The sequence below is a fragment of the Bacillus sp. V3-13 genome (assembly GCF_002860165.1).
In the GTDB taxonomy this organism is placed as follows: domain Bacteria; phylum Bacillota; class Bacilli; order Bacillales; family Cytobacillaceae; genus Bacillus_BJ.
In genome coordinates this window covers 13,319-27,668 of sequence record NZ_PGUZ01000014.1, presented here as the reverse complement: position 1 = coordinate 27,668, position 14,350 = coordinate 13,319, and the positions used below count along the sequence as shown (strand labels likewise).

Sequence of the window (14,350 nt, the reverse complement as noted above, 5' to 3'; positions counted from 1 at the left end):
TGCAGCCCTCCATTCCAATGTCATCAGCATGATTCCCGAACAATTAATTCCGGTTCATATCGATAAATCTGTACTTCTTTCTCGGTGTTGGCTTTCTCAATTTTTTCTATTAGGAGCGTTGCTGCTTTTTCTCCCATTTCCAGCGTCGGCTGCTTTATGATCGTCAAAGCGGGACTGTAAATGCTGGCGAACGAAACTTCATCGATTCCGATCAATGCAAAGTCGTCCGGAATCTGCTTTTTATAGTCCCTTGCATATCGCAGTACTTCCATTAACGATAAATCGTTTCCAGCGAGAATTGCCTGGGGAGGTTTTGGAAGAGAAAACATCGCTTGCAATGATGCACTAATCTCTTGTACTTCAATTCCTCTTACGTATTCAGCTTGTACAGCGATATTCCGTTTATTTAGAGCTTTTTTATATCCTTCAATCCGTTCTAATCGTGGGGTAATTTTTTGGATAAGAGAAGTTGTGATCAATCCAATCCTTTCATAACCCTTTTTAACAAAATGATTGACCGCAAGCTCGGAAGCCTTTTCATTATTAAGAATTACTGTATCCACAAGAACATCAGGCACAATCCGGTCCATAAACACAAGTGGATAACGGCTCTTCACGAGTGATTCATATAATTCAATGTTGCCTCCAGTCGGGAAGACTATTAATCCATCAACCTGCTTTGCCATTAACATCTCAATATATTTCTTTTCTTTCTTAGGTGAATCATCCGCATTACAAACGATCACGTGATAATCGTTTTCGTGGCAAATATCCTCTATCGTGCGAATTACTTGAGTGGAAAAGGAGTGCAAAATATTCGCGACAATTACACCAATGGTAAATGTCTTTTTTTGCTTCAAGCTTCGGGCGACAGCATTCGGCTGGTATCCAAGCTCAAGAATTGATTCTTGAATCCTCTTCTTTGTTGCCTCACCCATATAATCAAATCGATTATTCAAATATTGAGAGACAGTACTCTTCGAAACATTCGCATGCTTCGCTACATCTGCCATCGTAACTTTTCTCATCTCGTTTCAATGCTCCTTTTTTCATAAACCGGTTTAGTAAACCGGTTTAGTGATATTATAAATAAATTGAAAGCGCTTTTCAAGATGTTTTTTCCTGCTAATAATGCGTTTTTATTTGGAGTTAAATATGATTATGTCGATCTTCAAAAAAGAGGATAAAGTTAGTGGCCAAATGTTTAGCTGACCGGGAATGCATACTAAGTTGGTTAAAGAGAAGAAGGTTTAGGGTTTGTGAGAGGTAATATTTCTAGAAACTTTACAAAATAAAGGGAGCATGTTTAGAATGCATCCCACAATTACAAAGAGTATAAATATAGATCACCAGTCGTTATATCTCCGTCCACTATTTACCTAAGCAGTTTCCTTTCAACTCAACAAATTTCGGAACGTATGAAGATAGTAATACAAAAGGAATTTCCTCTCGCTTTTAAAGCTGTTAGCGCTTCAGACAATGTCTTTTTGTCCTTCTCACTCAAAAGCCCGCGGTCAATTCTTTCAAAGTTTAAAAGGTCTTTCAGGTTTTGTTTTTGGTTTTTCATTGTTTCCTCCTTTGATTTTTTCATTTGCCTGGAGAAGCGAAAGATTCTCCGAAGGGGATTATTTTTCCCCTTTGGCGTGGAGAAACGAAAAACTCTCATAGGCAATCGGTCAAGGGATTCATCACAAAAAGTTTTTTGCTGTTGCGATAGCGTCATTAAGCAAAAAAGTTTTTTGCCCCTTGAACGATTGACTGGCCGTCTTAGCTTCCTGCCGGAAAGGTTCGGGTGTCCTGCCGGCTGGAAGGTTAGTCGGCCTGCGCTGTTTTACGATTCAGAAGGCAAAGGGAAAAATGATAAATAAAAGGCAGCCGTATGGCTGCTCTCCGCTTTTGATCTTTTATTCTTTTAGGTTTTATTCTTTTGATCTTTTAGTTTTTAGGTTTTGACGGTTTTCGGCTCGTTCGGTACGGCGGCGTTAGCCGTAAAGGGATGAGGAACCTACGGAATGTTAAGAAAGGCGCTCTTTCCTTTCTTTACAGGCCGTGGTTATCCAGCCATTTAGTGCCGCAAGCGACACGTACAGACTGTTAGAAAGGGCGCTCTTTCCCTTTCTTACAGCCTGTAAGTGCTGCCGCCCAAAGGAAGGTTTTAAGGTTTTTAAATCATTTGACCTTTATCTTCAGATGTTTTTACAAAAACGTTCGGAATTAGCTCGCTCAACATCCAGGAAGATCCTCTTTATTATTCGGCTTTTAACGGCTTCAGCCGGGCTTTCTCATGTTCACCATAAGATACAGCTGTTTCTCGGGACCAATACTGTGGGCCGCCTACGATCAAGTCCTGCTTCGGGAATAATTCTTCACTTTTGAGTAAAAAAAGGGAGAAATGATCTCTCCCTTCCTGACATTCTTACATGTCACCCTTTTTCTTTCATGCTTATAATAAACACATAGAAAGGGGTGGATTTTATACTGCGGGATCGTGGAAACATCCTCAAGTATTAATGCTTTAATACCTGGTATCTCACAACAACAGTAATCCTCATGTAAACGGCGAATTTGATGTAAAAAAACCTTATGTTCCTTCCCTCTCATATATTGCGCCCCTTGTTTGTTGAAAATACAAAGAGAAACAATCTAACCTATTCCAGTGACCAAGTGCAAACGACATGTGGATATAAGAGCACTTTATTCACTAAAAAGCATTTAGATTATACGGTTCAGCTTCTAGTCGCCTTATGCGAAAACCCCGTTTAATTAGAATATTAATTTCTTCTTTGGAATGCAAATATCTTCCTATCAATTTATTAATTGTTACATATTTGTGAATTTATTGATTTTTTAGATAAAAATTTGTTAGATAAACAAGGAAAAATCGTCATTTTGTAGAATTTATTAAAATGTAAGTAAAAATAAAAATAGGAGTGGAAACCAAATGCTAAAAAAATTAGGAATACCATTGTTAAGTTTACTTACTGCGTTTCCTATTATGTCCCATGCAGAGGCAGTTCCTTCGACGACGGAATATTCAGTAAAATCAGTACCGCAAAAAGAAGCAAGTATAAATGCTGAAAGCGATACCTCCACAAACCAAATGACTGCGCTAGCAATAAGTGATCCAGGTGGTTGGCAATCTAGAGGAAAATACGGTAATTATGTTTATAATTATAATAACTATACTTACATCCCAGCAGGAGATGGTGTTAATTGGAGGTCAGGAGGTGGAGATTTTAAAGTAGAATTTACTGGTATAACATCTGGAAACTCTTTTTCAGCTCAACTATTTGAATACGACCCTGATAATGCAGATGATCCAGTGGGGAGTGCAGTAAGAATAGATGGTTTTAACAATGTATTATTAGCACAAAATATATCTGGCTTTAAAGACGGCTCCGATAATGAAGCAGAATTTTATGTTAGACTTTCGAATGCTTATACGCAAGACTATGTATATGGCGAAGGGTTCGATTGATTAATATAAGTGAAAAGGGTGTTACCTTTATAAGGTGACACCCTTTTGACCGTACAAGACCTATAATTTAGTTACCTATTCTACAAATATGATATTTGTTAAACAATAATGGAAATTCTGATTGAATTGTTTAATTTATTATCTTATTATCTTGACTATAAATTGTAATATGATAAGTATCGTTTCCAATTTTTGATTTCATTTGTTCTGATTTTAGAAAATCACCAATAACTTTTTCAATCTGTTTTGCAAAAACTTTTGCATTTTCGTCTGAACTAGGTAAAGTAATAAACGCTTGAATCTCCGGTTCAGGTTCTATCGAATATCCTACCGTTGTCACTTTGTATTCCTTTTTCCCTAATAAATCTTCACCAACAATATTAAGAATTTCTATCCATTTTTTATCTTGCTCTCGTTTTTTCATATCAATTTTTTTTACGTTTAATGGAATGGCATCTATTTTATTTTCATTAAGAATATGGTTGACTTCTTTCTTCAGCTCAACAATCCTTGTTTCTGTATCAGGGATCTCTATTTGAATTGTTTTTGGACTATCACTCATCGACAAAGATAATACGTCGTAATCCCGTCTTTTTAATTCTTTCGTTACTACATTATGGATTCTTTCGTATTCTAGATCAAATTCTTTCCTTTTCATCTCTTCCTTTTCATCCACTTCATCTTTGGATTCTTTATATAGCATCACTTTTTGTGTATATGCATCATATTTTCTGGATTGCAAAATCTCCCTTGCAATATATTCCACATCATCTTTGACGTTTTCAAAATATTCATCCGAACCGTTAATTCCAATCAGGAGTTCCTTTTCGGGGAATGAAACACCTACTCCAGATATTTTGTAACCTCGTGCTATTAATTCCTCTGAAATATGGCTTACGATATCATTTTTTGATTCAAAAATTTGACCAAGATAAGGAATTTTAGATACGACCTTTGCCATAGTTGGAGAAACAAATAAAGAACTTACTAATAAGGCGAATAAAAGAACTGCTGCACCGCTCATGTAAAATACTTTATTACCAAGTCTACGTTGATTTTTTTTACCTCTTTTGATGGCATACCCTATCCTTTCATCTAATTTGTCTTCTGGAATTTTAATTCTGTCTACCTCTTTCTTTATGTTGCTTGTTAAATAATCATTCATTATATACACTCTCCTCTTTTAAATCAGATTTCAATTTATTAATAGCTCTATGTAATCGAGTCTTAACAGTACCTTCAGGACATTCCAATATTTCACCTATTTGCTTTATGGAAAGGTCTTTGTAATATCTGAGAATAATCACTGTTTTATACTGCTCTTCTAATCGTTCAATCGCTTCCACCAAGTCTAAGTTTTCAACAATGTTAGTCTTGTGACTATTAGCAAATCTTTCTACATCACTCAATGGAATCATACGGTTATTTTTCTTAATAAAATCTAAAGCTGTATTAATCAAAATTTTTGTTATCCATGTTGAGAAATAATGAGGTTCTTTTAGATGTTTTATTGATATAAACGCTTTATAAATCGTATCTTGCACAATATCTAGGGCATTTTCTTCATTTTTTACATATAAAAAAGCCATACGAAAAAGTTTGTTTTTTTCACCTTCAATCAACTCTTCAAATGCTCTTTCATTACCTTTTTTTGCCTTGTATATTTTTTTTTCAATTCTCATCTACTCACCTCTTTTCTACCGTTAGACAACAGACAGTACAAAAACGTTTCAAAAAAATAAAAAAATCCTAAATTTATTTTTGAAAATGCATGAAATTTAAGTTAGATTTTTAGTTGAACTAAAATTCTGGAATCAATAAGATATTTAAATCACCAGTACTGGTAATAAAATTAAAAATAAACAAAAAAGGGGCTTTCCGGAAAGTAGTATTTCAGCCGAAACCTTAATAAAAGCAGAACCCAAGAATGCTGTTAAATCAACATTTTTGGGTTTTTAATTTGGGTGCATTTTGCTCTTAAATGGACTTTTTAGACAGCCCCTTAAAAATATTTGTTTTTATAAAGAAAAATCGTAACTACTTAGGTCCCTATCAAAAAGAAAACTGACCCCGGTTAACCAACTTGATCGATTCAAGCAGGTTTTTCCCTTGTTTTCGCACAGTAGAAATAAACCCTCTGATACGGGCAAATTGCTCAGCTCCATTCTGGGTGCGGAAGGAACCTGAAATTTTCTCTTTCACCTTCACCGTACGGATGTCCCGCTCTGCCTGGCTGTTGCCGAAAGGTACATGGGCATCCCTAAGAAACCGAAGGATATCGGCTTTGTAAAGGATGAATCTTTCAGCCAGGTTGGCCGCCTTGGTTTTCGCTTTCCGTGCCCTTTTTCCCGGTTCCTCGGAGGGATTCGGCGGCTGCCATTCCTTCTTTCCTTCGAGAAGGATTTGGTCATACCTCGCTTCCAGCCCGGCAATCGTTTCAGGGGCAACCGGCTTACCGGCTTCTGTGGCCTTATTTTTTTCCTTGCAGGCCTCCCTTAGCAGGGCTTGCATCCTGGAAGCCCATTCGTGCTTGTCATAATCGATAATGCCTTGGCATTCCCTTAGGAGATGCACGCCGCAAAGTGCATTTTTAAAACGATAGTGCTCGTTGAAATAGGACTTCCAGAAATCATGGACGACTGTCCCTTTATAACCTGGCAGGACTCCTATGGAGTCGATCGCTTCCTTTCCGCGTTTCTGATGCACCTTGTAGAGGATCCATTGCACACAGTGTGCAGCCAATGGAGGCTGCCTTCAACCCGCATGCCTGTCTCATCGGCATGGACCACCTTGCTTTCACACAGCCTGCACTGGATATCCGCCTCAATTGGTTCAAGACGGGATGACAGCCTGTCGAGATGGGACAGAAGGGTACCTTCGCTTGGCCAGTGCCCAGTCAGGTCTTCAAATACCTGGCTGATCCTTTCAAGTGGAATGTGCTGATATGTATGTAAATAAGCGCACCATGCACTCCAGCTCTCGCCATACTGAACAGGCGCCATCACATTCTCGGGAAAGGCACCGTGTTCGATTGACTCGCAGTTAGGGCAGCACTTTGAAACTGCCCTGTGTTCCGTATAAATGAGCCGCGGAGTGGGCACGTCAACAGTTTGTCTTTTCTTCACGCTTTCTACTGGCACATGAAGAAGGGAATGATTGCACTGGGAACAGGTCACAGGCTCATGCCATATGATTTCATCGGGCGTGACAGACATCTTTAACGTATGCCCTTCATGTCCTTTCGGGGCACCCTTTTTCCCACCGGGCACCCGCAGGCTTTTTGGTTTGCGGAGTCCATCGCTGGAGGGTGGTTTATTGCTGTTTGAGCTATTGGAACCCACCTGTCTCTCAAGTTCTTTAACCCGCTTTTCAAGTTTAACAATATGTTCGACCAGCATAGTGATAAATTGTGCGATGTCCGAAGGTTTCCCTTCACTTATTTGTTTGATCTGCTTTTTCGTGTATTTCATCTGAATCACCAACTTTCCTTCTTTTTGGAAGTTGGCAAACAGTACACGTTTTTTTAAAATACTAAACATTTATGAACCTAAGCAGTTACGAAAAATCTATTGTCGTAACTATTATTTTCGAATTAAATAAACACCTTTTGCCACTTCGCGGTACAACATATCCATATTTGCATTTGTTAATTCCTTTAACTCATTCTTCTCAATGTTTGTTATGATTTTATTATCGTCATTATCTGCATATACTCGAAAACCAATAAATATTAATAGAATGTTCAAATACAGTAAGTCATTATTAACGTAAATAATTCCCACAATCATAAATAATACAAGATTAACCACCATGCTATTTACGCTGTCTATATCAATGACAGTCAAAGGCACTACATAGGTAATAATATAGCTTAAAATACTGTCATTGATGGGCTTCAAGCCTTGAAATTTTCTGCGTTGATTAAGCGATATATGTTTTAATACATAGACTGTAATCAATGATATTATGAACAAAGATATAATTACAATCCAAAAAGTCATTTTGTGAGTGGTACTGATCGCTTCTTTATAATTCTCAATGATAGTTTTATCAAATTTGTAATTGTTGAGGGCTAATAATAAATACAGAGGGGCATAGGATGAAATAAATAATAACCATTTATAAAATTTTGCCATGATATGACCCCTCTCCTACTTACTATGCCAGTTCATCAATACCTAAAGTATCGGTTATATATGTTTGATAATAGGCATCCCTGATTATTAAGGTAATGCTGGGTAACTGCTCTTTTTTCTCATAAATAATTTTAGTTCCATCTTCTGAGAAGTTAATATCCAGATCGACAACTTCTACTAGCTCCTTGACCTTATCAAAATTTTCAAAACACTTGATAACTTTCTGAGGGTCTTTCAGTAACTTTGTTAGTCCCCTAATTACCCGACCGTCATTTATGCTGTCATCATGGAACTGTTCGAAATTTTCAATCATATTAGTTTCCTTTATTAAAGCAAGGGTTTTTAAGGCACTCTCCTTGTATTGCGTTCTTATATCAAAAATTCTTTCCAATGATATATGATTTGCAATGGTTAGAACAGAGTCATAACCAATGATGTCTACATCCCCATCGATACCTATTAAGTCCGCCTCAATTTTTCTAAAATCTCCTGTTGAAATAGTACCAATAACACCTTTTTTTAATTTTTTAAACTTAGTGACCCTTCTAAAGAAGAGGAAATCCTCTCCTTCTTCTATATTTACTTTTATACAATAGAAGGTGAACCTGGATAAATCGGTAGGTGGGTCCTCTAACAGATTGCCTTCTTCATGACTTTCTATAATATGTTCTAAACTTTCTACGTATGAAAAATCACAAGTTTCTAAAGTTTCATCGAGGGACCCTATCGGGTTAAAAGGTACGGTACTTTTACCACTTATGCCTTTCAGAGCCTGAATGATTATGGTTAATAGCTCCTTCTGTAAAGATGGGGAAATTCCCGGCTTATAAGAACTATATTTTCCGTTATATCCTTTTCGGGTAAAGTAGAGAACAATTTTTCCATTTGCATTATCTGTCAATTTTTCCAGTTTTGTAATAATATTTTCAATCGTCATCTAAAAGTGCCGCCTCCCTCTTGTTGTTATTTTCAAGCATTTATAGAACATTTGTTCTTATTATGCCACAATTATCAAAAATGGTCTTTTTGTTCAAAGAATTTATTTCAAAAATTGCTGGCAAATCTAGCAAAGACTACTAAACATTATCGCCATAATTCTTTTAAACTATCCATTAAACTTAAGACAATTGTTGAAAGATGCTATTGCCCTAAAGAAAGGGGTTGAAATCCCTTTCTGCATGGGGTCATAAAAAATAAAACAAAGACATCTGCTTGGCAGAAAAATGATGCCATGGGGATAAAAAAAGATTTATAGCGATTCTGGCTTAGTGGGCACGTGAGCATCAAAAAAACTTGGTATGGTCAACCAAGTTTTTGTCGGTACTTATGTACATAAATTTTTTCTGCAAAAAAGCTGATAATAAAGCCAATAATCAATGGCATGATTGAACCAGTTGAAATGAAGACACCACTTGCATTATTCGTATATTCGTAGCGAAACATTAACAAAGGAATCGTAAACAAATGCCCTATTAAGAAAAGCAAACTTGTTGTTACAACCAGTGTTGACAATGTGACAATCAAGCTCTTAAATTTCATCTGGGCACCTCCTGAAAACATTTTTACACATTTAATTATCCTCTAATATAGAAGGATAAAAACACGTGCAGTGCGAAACCGCACGTGTCTTCATTTTTCATCAGTGATTTCCAAGGTTCAACTGCCATGTAACTCCAAACTTATCCATTACCCAACCGTATTTTTCACTGAATGGATATTGCGCCAGCGGCATGAGAACTCCGCCATCTTGAGATAACTTTCCATAATCTTCATCAATTTCTTCCTCTGTTTCACATGCTACATATATAGATATGGCAGGAGTAAATGTAAAGTCATGCTTAACATTACTATCTATGCACATAAACTCTTGTCCGTTAAGTGAGAATATAGCATGCATTACTGTTCCTTCCTCCCCAGGCCCTTCTGGCCCATAAAGGGCAATACTTAGAATTTCTGAATTCCTAAATACAGACGTGTAAAAATTCATTGCTTTTTCAGCTTGGCCATCGAACATTAAAAAGGTCGTAAATTTTTGCATTTTCATCAAACTCCCTCAATTTTATTAATTATTTCACTTGCAGCCAAAACTTTTTTACACATTTTTACTTCCGAGCTTTTCAGCAAGATATTCCGGTTGAGTTTTTTTAACAACAATATGGTCCGCATTATGAAAACTGGCAAAGATCTTCAGTCCATTCTTCAGTTGCTCAATGAGAGCCGTATTAATCGGAACATGGTCCTCAATCTGAAGATATTTGACGGACAACGTGTTTCCTTGCGTAATAACTGCGGATCCATCCTGCCGATTAAAGAATCTCCGTATAAAATCGGCATAACATAATATCCATACTGCCGCTTGGATTGCGGAAAGTAAATTTCCCATTTATAACTGAAATCAAAGAGGTGCTCAAGGCGGGGTCTCCTCCAGAGCAGGTTATCCAATGGCGGTGAACACCACCCACAGCTGAAGCAGTGTGCTTTCTTCGACCCAGTCTGTAATAAGTAGTAGTGATCCTAACTCAACTAAACCCGATCTTTATCCCCTCGGTTATTTCTCTATTTTACAACAAAAGGATACTTTTCAGGTTATCCCACTACAAAATTTTTATCGTTTTTAGTACCAAGTCCTAATACTTAGTGATAAAATGAAGATGTAAAAAAAGGAGGTTATAAGATATGACTCAATCTCATGCAAGAATTACTGCTATTGGTTCATATGTACCTGAGCATAAATTAACAGTCTGGGGTCTAACTCAGCCGGGAAGATGATCAAGCATGACAAAATTAATCTTTCTGGTGTTGGCAGAGGTTTTACTCATTGTGGACTATTAACTAAATTGGAGCTGTTAGAGGGATGAAAAACATGTATAGAATTATCACGAACATACTAAACGTCATTTTAAAAATGCGAGGAGCATTTATCATTGTTAATAAAGAAAATCTACCGAAAGAACCAGGTTATATAATTGCCTGTACACATCGGGGATGGGTCGATGTTGTCGCTCTGGGTGCTGCCATCTTGCCTGAACAAATTCACTTCATGGCTAAAAAAGAATTATTCCGCAATGCATTCTTTTCCCGCTTCTTAACGTCCATTAATGCCTTTCCCGTCGACCGAAAAAATCCGGGAACAAGCAGTATTAAAATTCCTGTTCAATTATTGAAAAATGGAAAAAATGTTGGCATATTTCCCTCTGGAACGCGGACATCGGAGGAAGCACCATTAAAAAGAGGAGCCGTGACAATTGCCAAAATGGCAAAAGTTCCAATTGTACCAGCAGCCTATTCAGGACCAACCAATCTCAAAGAATTGCTGACTAATAAGGAAATTAAAATTATATTTGGGGATCCGCTGTTTTTTAACTATACAAATAATAATAGAGAAGAAATTGATAACAATACAAAGACGTTATCAGAGGTTTTTAAGAGTCTTGAAAAAAGTATTAATTAAATAAAACTGTCGCTTTATAACCAACATATCAAAAAATGCTGCCGTATATACCTTAGATGAGACCTATTTTATCTGTTGCTCTGATATAGAAACTTTATGTTTGAAATACTAAGGACTAAAGTTATTTATTGTATTCTTAATTCAACTCTGGACATATACTTAATCAACCAAGTCTATTGAAGGGGATCTGCATGAACTTAAAAGACATTCCTAATCAAGAGAATAAAATGACAACTGAACAGTATGTAGAAAAAAAGCTGGCCAAAATAAAAAACATAATCGATAAGTCCGTAGATAAGATGAAGCAAATCGTTAATGAAAATAATAAAAGCGATAGTGCATAACTATCGCTCCTCACACACCAATATCTAAGATTAAGCTTGTTTTTTTCCTTCAACGATGTTTCCGCATTGCTGCTGTTCACCCATACGAAATTTATAGTCCGCTTCCTTACTAGTCCAATTTCGCTTCTCAAGTTCCAACTCTTTTATATTTTTACCCTAAGTGGACGAAAAAGGAACCTTCTAATTCAACATATATAGATCACTTAACTCTCAAATCCAATTTTAATCTTAAAAACAACCTCTAATTAATAAGCCTCTACGTAAGGATCTGCTATGGCAGGAATATATAATGCCTGCCCTTCCTTATTTTTAAAAACATAGTAAGGCTGTAATACTTGCCTTGAATAGCTTGGATGTTGTTCATGATAAGCTACTTCAACTTCGTTTATAACAAAACGGTCAATATTCCCCTTGAGCTCTGAAGCCGAATCAGTTATATAAATGTGCAGCCATTTTCCCTGTTTAAGCAGCTCCAATGCTTCCTTTGGTGAACGAGAGGGATACAGAATTTCCTCTATAATGGGTCTTCGCCTGCCTTCTATCGATATCACCCGTCCATCTTTGTCAAACACTACCCTTAATGGTTTGTCTACATACACCTTGTATCATTGATGTGTCGATAGAAAATGACTGTCCACCCACCGTTTTCGTGTTGAATAGTTTTTGGTATGATTGAGCCGGGTGTAATTAATTTCCCAAGAACTTCTTTTGCTTTCTGTTCAATGTAATTCTGTTGCAGCTCATCGGCTTTTTCAGTAAGTGGATTTATGCCAGCAAAGTAGATCCCTGAATATGCCGGGTGGTACTCTAGAGATTCATGGTAGGGGGTAAAAGATTTAAAAAGTTCTTTATGGCGTGATGGGTAACTTCCTTGTATATAAACTGGGAGTTCTTCAGGAATGGAGGGTAGTAAAGTATCAACTTCAAAGTTCTTTATTGAAACATTGATATTTGTTAGAGAATTGTGAGTTAAAGTTCCGAAAGCCATTCGTTCTAATTTTCTAGGTGCATCTGCTGCCCAGAACTTTCCTTCTTCAGGAAAAGCCTGATCTGCTGGTTCTCCCCACTCTTCTGGAGATTGCAAACAGGGATTATACCGTAACACAGGTTTTTCTTTCCCTGCTATTTTCTTGTTCAGATTCTTACCGGCATTATCAATTCTACTAATCTTATGCTCATCTGCTTTGGAAGTACAGGCTAAAAGAAAAAAAGGCAAAATACTGATTAACAAAAACACTATGCTTTTCAATTTCAATATATACGCCCCTTTCAGTAACATTAAAACACCACAAAAGTAATGAAAAACGTAGGTATATATTCAATGAGCAATATAAAAAGTCCTTCTTGTTGAAAAATGACCGTTGCAGCAAAATTAGAAAAAGCGGCTCATACTAAGCTATTGTTCATCACTTTATTCTACTACTCTTATTTAATTACTCCCACGTTGGAGAAGATTATTTAACAGAGTTTTTAAAGATAAATTCCCTTAAATGATATAATAAGGAAATAAAAAGGAATTGAGAAATTTATTAGCGAAATTAAAATAAAAGGATCATTCAAGAAGGGGTAGACGCAGGTGGGCTTCCAGTATGACAATATCCTTCTCCAAATGTTAATGGTGCTGTTCCCGATTATTTTGTATTTGGCACTAATGAATGACAGACAAACTGTAAAAAACGAAAATTCCTATTGGGGATATATTTGTGCGATTACGATGGGGTTATCTATGGCATTCGCAATCAATATAGAGGAAGGAATTTTCCTCGATTTAAGGATGGTTCCATGGTTTTTATCATTCATTTATGGGGGGACTGCTGTAGGAATCTATGTAACTATATTTTTCTTCGTCATCCGCTTTCTAATCGGCGGAGCAGGAATGATACCAGCCTTCATTGTGATGTTCTTATCAAGCTTTGTTATTTGCAGATTCTGCAGTAGTTTTCAACAATGGGGACGTAAAAAGAAAATCGTGCTATCTGTCCTTTTCCTTGTTGTTTTGTCTGCTTCGATCCCATTTATTGGTACCATTGTACTTAAGCAGCCACTCTCGATGGTTAGACTAGTCAGTTACGTATGCTTTATTATTGCCAATGGCATCACGGTATGGCTTGCCATTCACTTGATGGAGTCACATCGGGAGAAAAAGGAACTGTTAAAGGAAATCCGAAAAAATGAGAAGTTGCATGTAGTGGGACAGATGGCTGCAAGCGTTGCTCATGAGATAAGGAATCCGATGACAAGTGTACGGGGTTTTATTCAACTCCTGTCATTCTCCAAAAACATCACTGCTGCTGAGAAAGGTTACCTACACGTATGCCTGGATGAATTGGACCGGGCAAATGGCATCATTTCTGACTACCTTGCTTTTGGGAAAAGCGGCGACATTGAGCAGCTTAGACAAGTTGATGTTTCCCTGGAAGCCATACAGTCTGTAAAATCGCTCTCCTCCTATTCGGTTCTTCACGGTGTTAACGTATCAGTGGATACTTGTGACCGTGCTATTGTCATGGGCAGCCCCGGCAGACTGCAGCAAATGTTTGTCAATCTTATAAAGAATGCTATTGAAGCAGCAAGTCCTAATGGCAATGTAAATGTGAAGATACATACCAGCCACCAACAGGTGGAAATCACGATATCGGATGACGGAGAAGGAATGACTCCACAGCAGATTGAGAACCTTGGACTGCCTTATTATTCAACAAAAGAGAAAGGCACGGGCCTTGGATTAATGGTTACGCTTCAAATCATTAGGGAGATGGGCGGTAATTGGAAGGTGTCAAGTCAAATAAACAAGGGAACCCTGTTTAAAATATCCCTTCCGTTATTGTAAGTATTACTTCAAATTGTTTGATGTATTACATACCACAGCCAAAAAAAGCTGTGGTATGCCAAAATTTTCGTATCTAACCAAGAAAGACACCCACCAAATAGTAGGCGCCTT

The 14,350-nt window shown here is 37.1% G+C and carries 16 protein-coding genes and 1 pseudogene; 4 read left to right on the top strand and 13 right to left on the bottom strand.

The genetic code is table 11. The features are described from left to right. Window positions 1–23: 23 nt before the first annotated feature. Both CU633_RS05895 and CU633_RS22770 read right to left on the bottom strand, forming a co-directional pair. A complete protein-coding gene (locus tag CU633_RS05895) occupies window positions 24–1,028 on the bottom strand; it encodes a substrate-binding domain-containing protein (RefSeq protein ID WP_101658802.1) in 1,005 nt (334 codons plus the stop codon). A gap of 371 nt (window positions 1,029–1,399) precedes the next feature. Next, window positions 1,400–1,567: a hypothetical protein gene (locus tag CU633_RS22770; protein WP_180954887.1), complete on the bottom strand. Its 168-nt coding sequence runs from the start codon at window positions 1,565–1,567 to the stop codon at window positions 1,400–1,402. Window positions 1,568–2,941: 1,374 nt separating this feature from the next. On the opposite strand from CU633_RS22770, the gene CU633_RS05890 reads away from it, so the two are divergent. Then, window positions 2,942–3,478, top strand: coding sequence for a hypothetical protein (locus CU633_RS05890; protein WP_101658801.1), 537 nt, complete (start codon window positions 2,942–2,944; stop codon window positions 3,476–3,478). Between the two features lie 130 nt (window positions 3,479–3,608). On the opposite strand, the gene CU633_RS05885 is transcribed toward CU633_RS05890, so the two are convergent. The 9 genes and pseudogenes from CU633_RS05885 to CU633_RS23600 form a co-directional block, all read right to left on the bottom strand. Further along, window positions 3,609–4,643, bottom strand: coding sequence for a DUF4030 domain-containing protein (locus CU633_RS05885; RefSeq protein ID WP_101658800.1), 1,035 nt, complete (start codon window positions 4,641–4,643; stop codon window positions 3,609–3,611). Then, on the bottom strand, window positions 4,636–5,160 hold the full coding sequence (locus CU633_RS05880) for a sigma-70 family RNA polymerase sigma factor (RefSeq protein WP_101658799.1): 525 nt from the start codon (window positions 5,158–5,160) through the stop codon (window positions 4,636–4,638). The genes CU633_RS05885 and CU633_RS05880 overlap by 8 nt, the downstream gene beginning before the upstream one ends. A gap of 370 nt (window positions 5,161–5,530) precedes the next feature. Further along, window positions 5,531–6,876 (bottom strand): annotated as a pseudogene (gene tnpC, locus CU633_RS23265) (IS66 family transposase). 183 nt (window positions 6,877–7,059) lie between these two features. After that, the gene (locus CU633_RS05865; protein ID WP_101658796.1) at window positions 7,060–7,614 is read right to left on the bottom strand and encodes a hypothetical protein; all 555 of its coding nucleotides are present in this window, start codon (window positions 7,612–7,614) and stop codon (window positions 7,060–7,062) included. Window positions 7,615–7,636: 22 nt separating this feature from the next. Further along, window positions 7,637–8,551: a Kiwa anti-phage protein KwaB-like domain-containing protein gene (locus tag CU633_RS05860; protein WP_101658795.1), complete on the bottom strand. Its 915-nt coding sequence runs from the start codon at window positions 8,549–8,551 to the stop codon at window positions 7,637–7,639. A gap of 365 nt (window positions 8,552–8,916) precedes the next feature. After that, the gene (locus CU633_RS05855) at window positions 8,917–9,153 is read right to left on the bottom strand and encodes a hypothetical protein (protein ID WP_101658794.1); all 237 of its coding nucleotides are present in this window, start codon (window positions 9,151–9,153) and stop codon (window positions 8,917–8,919) included. Between the two features lie 100 nt (window positions 9,154–9,253). After that, window positions 9,254–9,652, bottom strand: a complete 399-nt coding sequence (locus tag CU633_RS05850) for a VOC family protein (protein ID WP_374703347.1) — start codon at window positions 9,650–9,652, stop codon at window positions 9,254–9,256. Window positions 9,653–9,706: 54 nt separating this feature from the next. Beyond that, on the bottom strand, window positions 9,707–9,880 hold the full coding sequence (locus CU633_RS22765) for a hypothetical protein (RefSeq protein WP_180954891.1): 174 nt from the start codon (window positions 9,878–9,880) through the stop codon (window positions 9,707–9,709). Continuing rightward, a complete protein-coding gene (locus tag CU633_RS23600) occupies window positions 9,814–10,056 on the bottom strand; it encodes a DNA glycosylase AlkZ-like family protein (RefSeq protein ID WP_101658792.1) in 243 nt (80 codons plus the stop codon). The genes CU633_RS22765 and CU633_RS23600 overlap by 67 nt, the downstream gene beginning before the upstream one ends. A gap of 421 nt (window positions 10,057–10,477) precedes the next feature. Here CU633_RS23600 and CU633_RS05840 point away from each other — a divergent pair, with 421 nt between their 5' ends. Both CU633_RS05840 and CU633_RS22760 read left to right on the top strand, forming a co-directional pair. Further along, complete coding sequence (locus CU633_RS05840) at window positions 10,478–11,065, top strand: lysophospholipid acyltransferase family protein (RefSeq protein WP_101658834.1); 588 nt, start codon at window positions 10,478–10,480, stop codon at window positions 11,063–11,065. Window positions 11,066–11,256: 191 nt separating this feature from the next. After that, the gene (locus CU633_RS22760; protein WP_180954884.1) at window positions 11,257–11,409 is read left to right on the top strand and encodes a hypothetical protein; all 153 of its coding nucleotides are present in this window, start codon (window positions 11,257–11,259) and stop codon (window positions 11,407–11,409) included. A gap of 245 nt (window positions 11,410–11,654) precedes the next feature. Here CU633_RS22760 and CU633_RS05835 read toward each other — a convergent pair whose 3' ends face one another. Together CU633_RS05835 and CU633_RS05830 are read right to left on the bottom strand one after the other, a co-directional pair. Further along, window positions 11,655–11,981 carry a hypothetical protein gene (locus CU633_RS05835; protein WP_219620949.1) on the bottom strand — a complete coding sequence of 109 codons (327 nt, stop codon included), beginning with the start codon at window positions 11,979–11,981 and terminating at the stop codon, window positions 11,655–11,657. A 17-nt stretch (window positions 11,982–11,998) separates the two neighbouring features. Beyond that, window positions 11,999–12,664, bottom strand: a complete 666-nt coding sequence (locus CU633_RS05830) for a hypothetical protein (protein ID WP_101658790.1) — start codon at window positions 12,662–12,664, stop codon at window positions 11,999–12,001. A 321-nt stretch (window positions 12,665–12,985) separates the two neighbouring features. On the opposite strand from CU633_RS05830, the gene CU633_RS05825 reads away from it, so the two are divergent. Further along, on the top strand, window positions 12,986–14,239 hold the full coding sequence (locus CU633_RS05825) for an ATP-binding protein (RefSeq protein WP_101658789.1): 1,254 nt from the start codon (window positions 12,986–12,988) through the stop codon (window positions 14,237–14,239). Window positions 14,240–14,350: the final 111 nt, after the last annotated feature.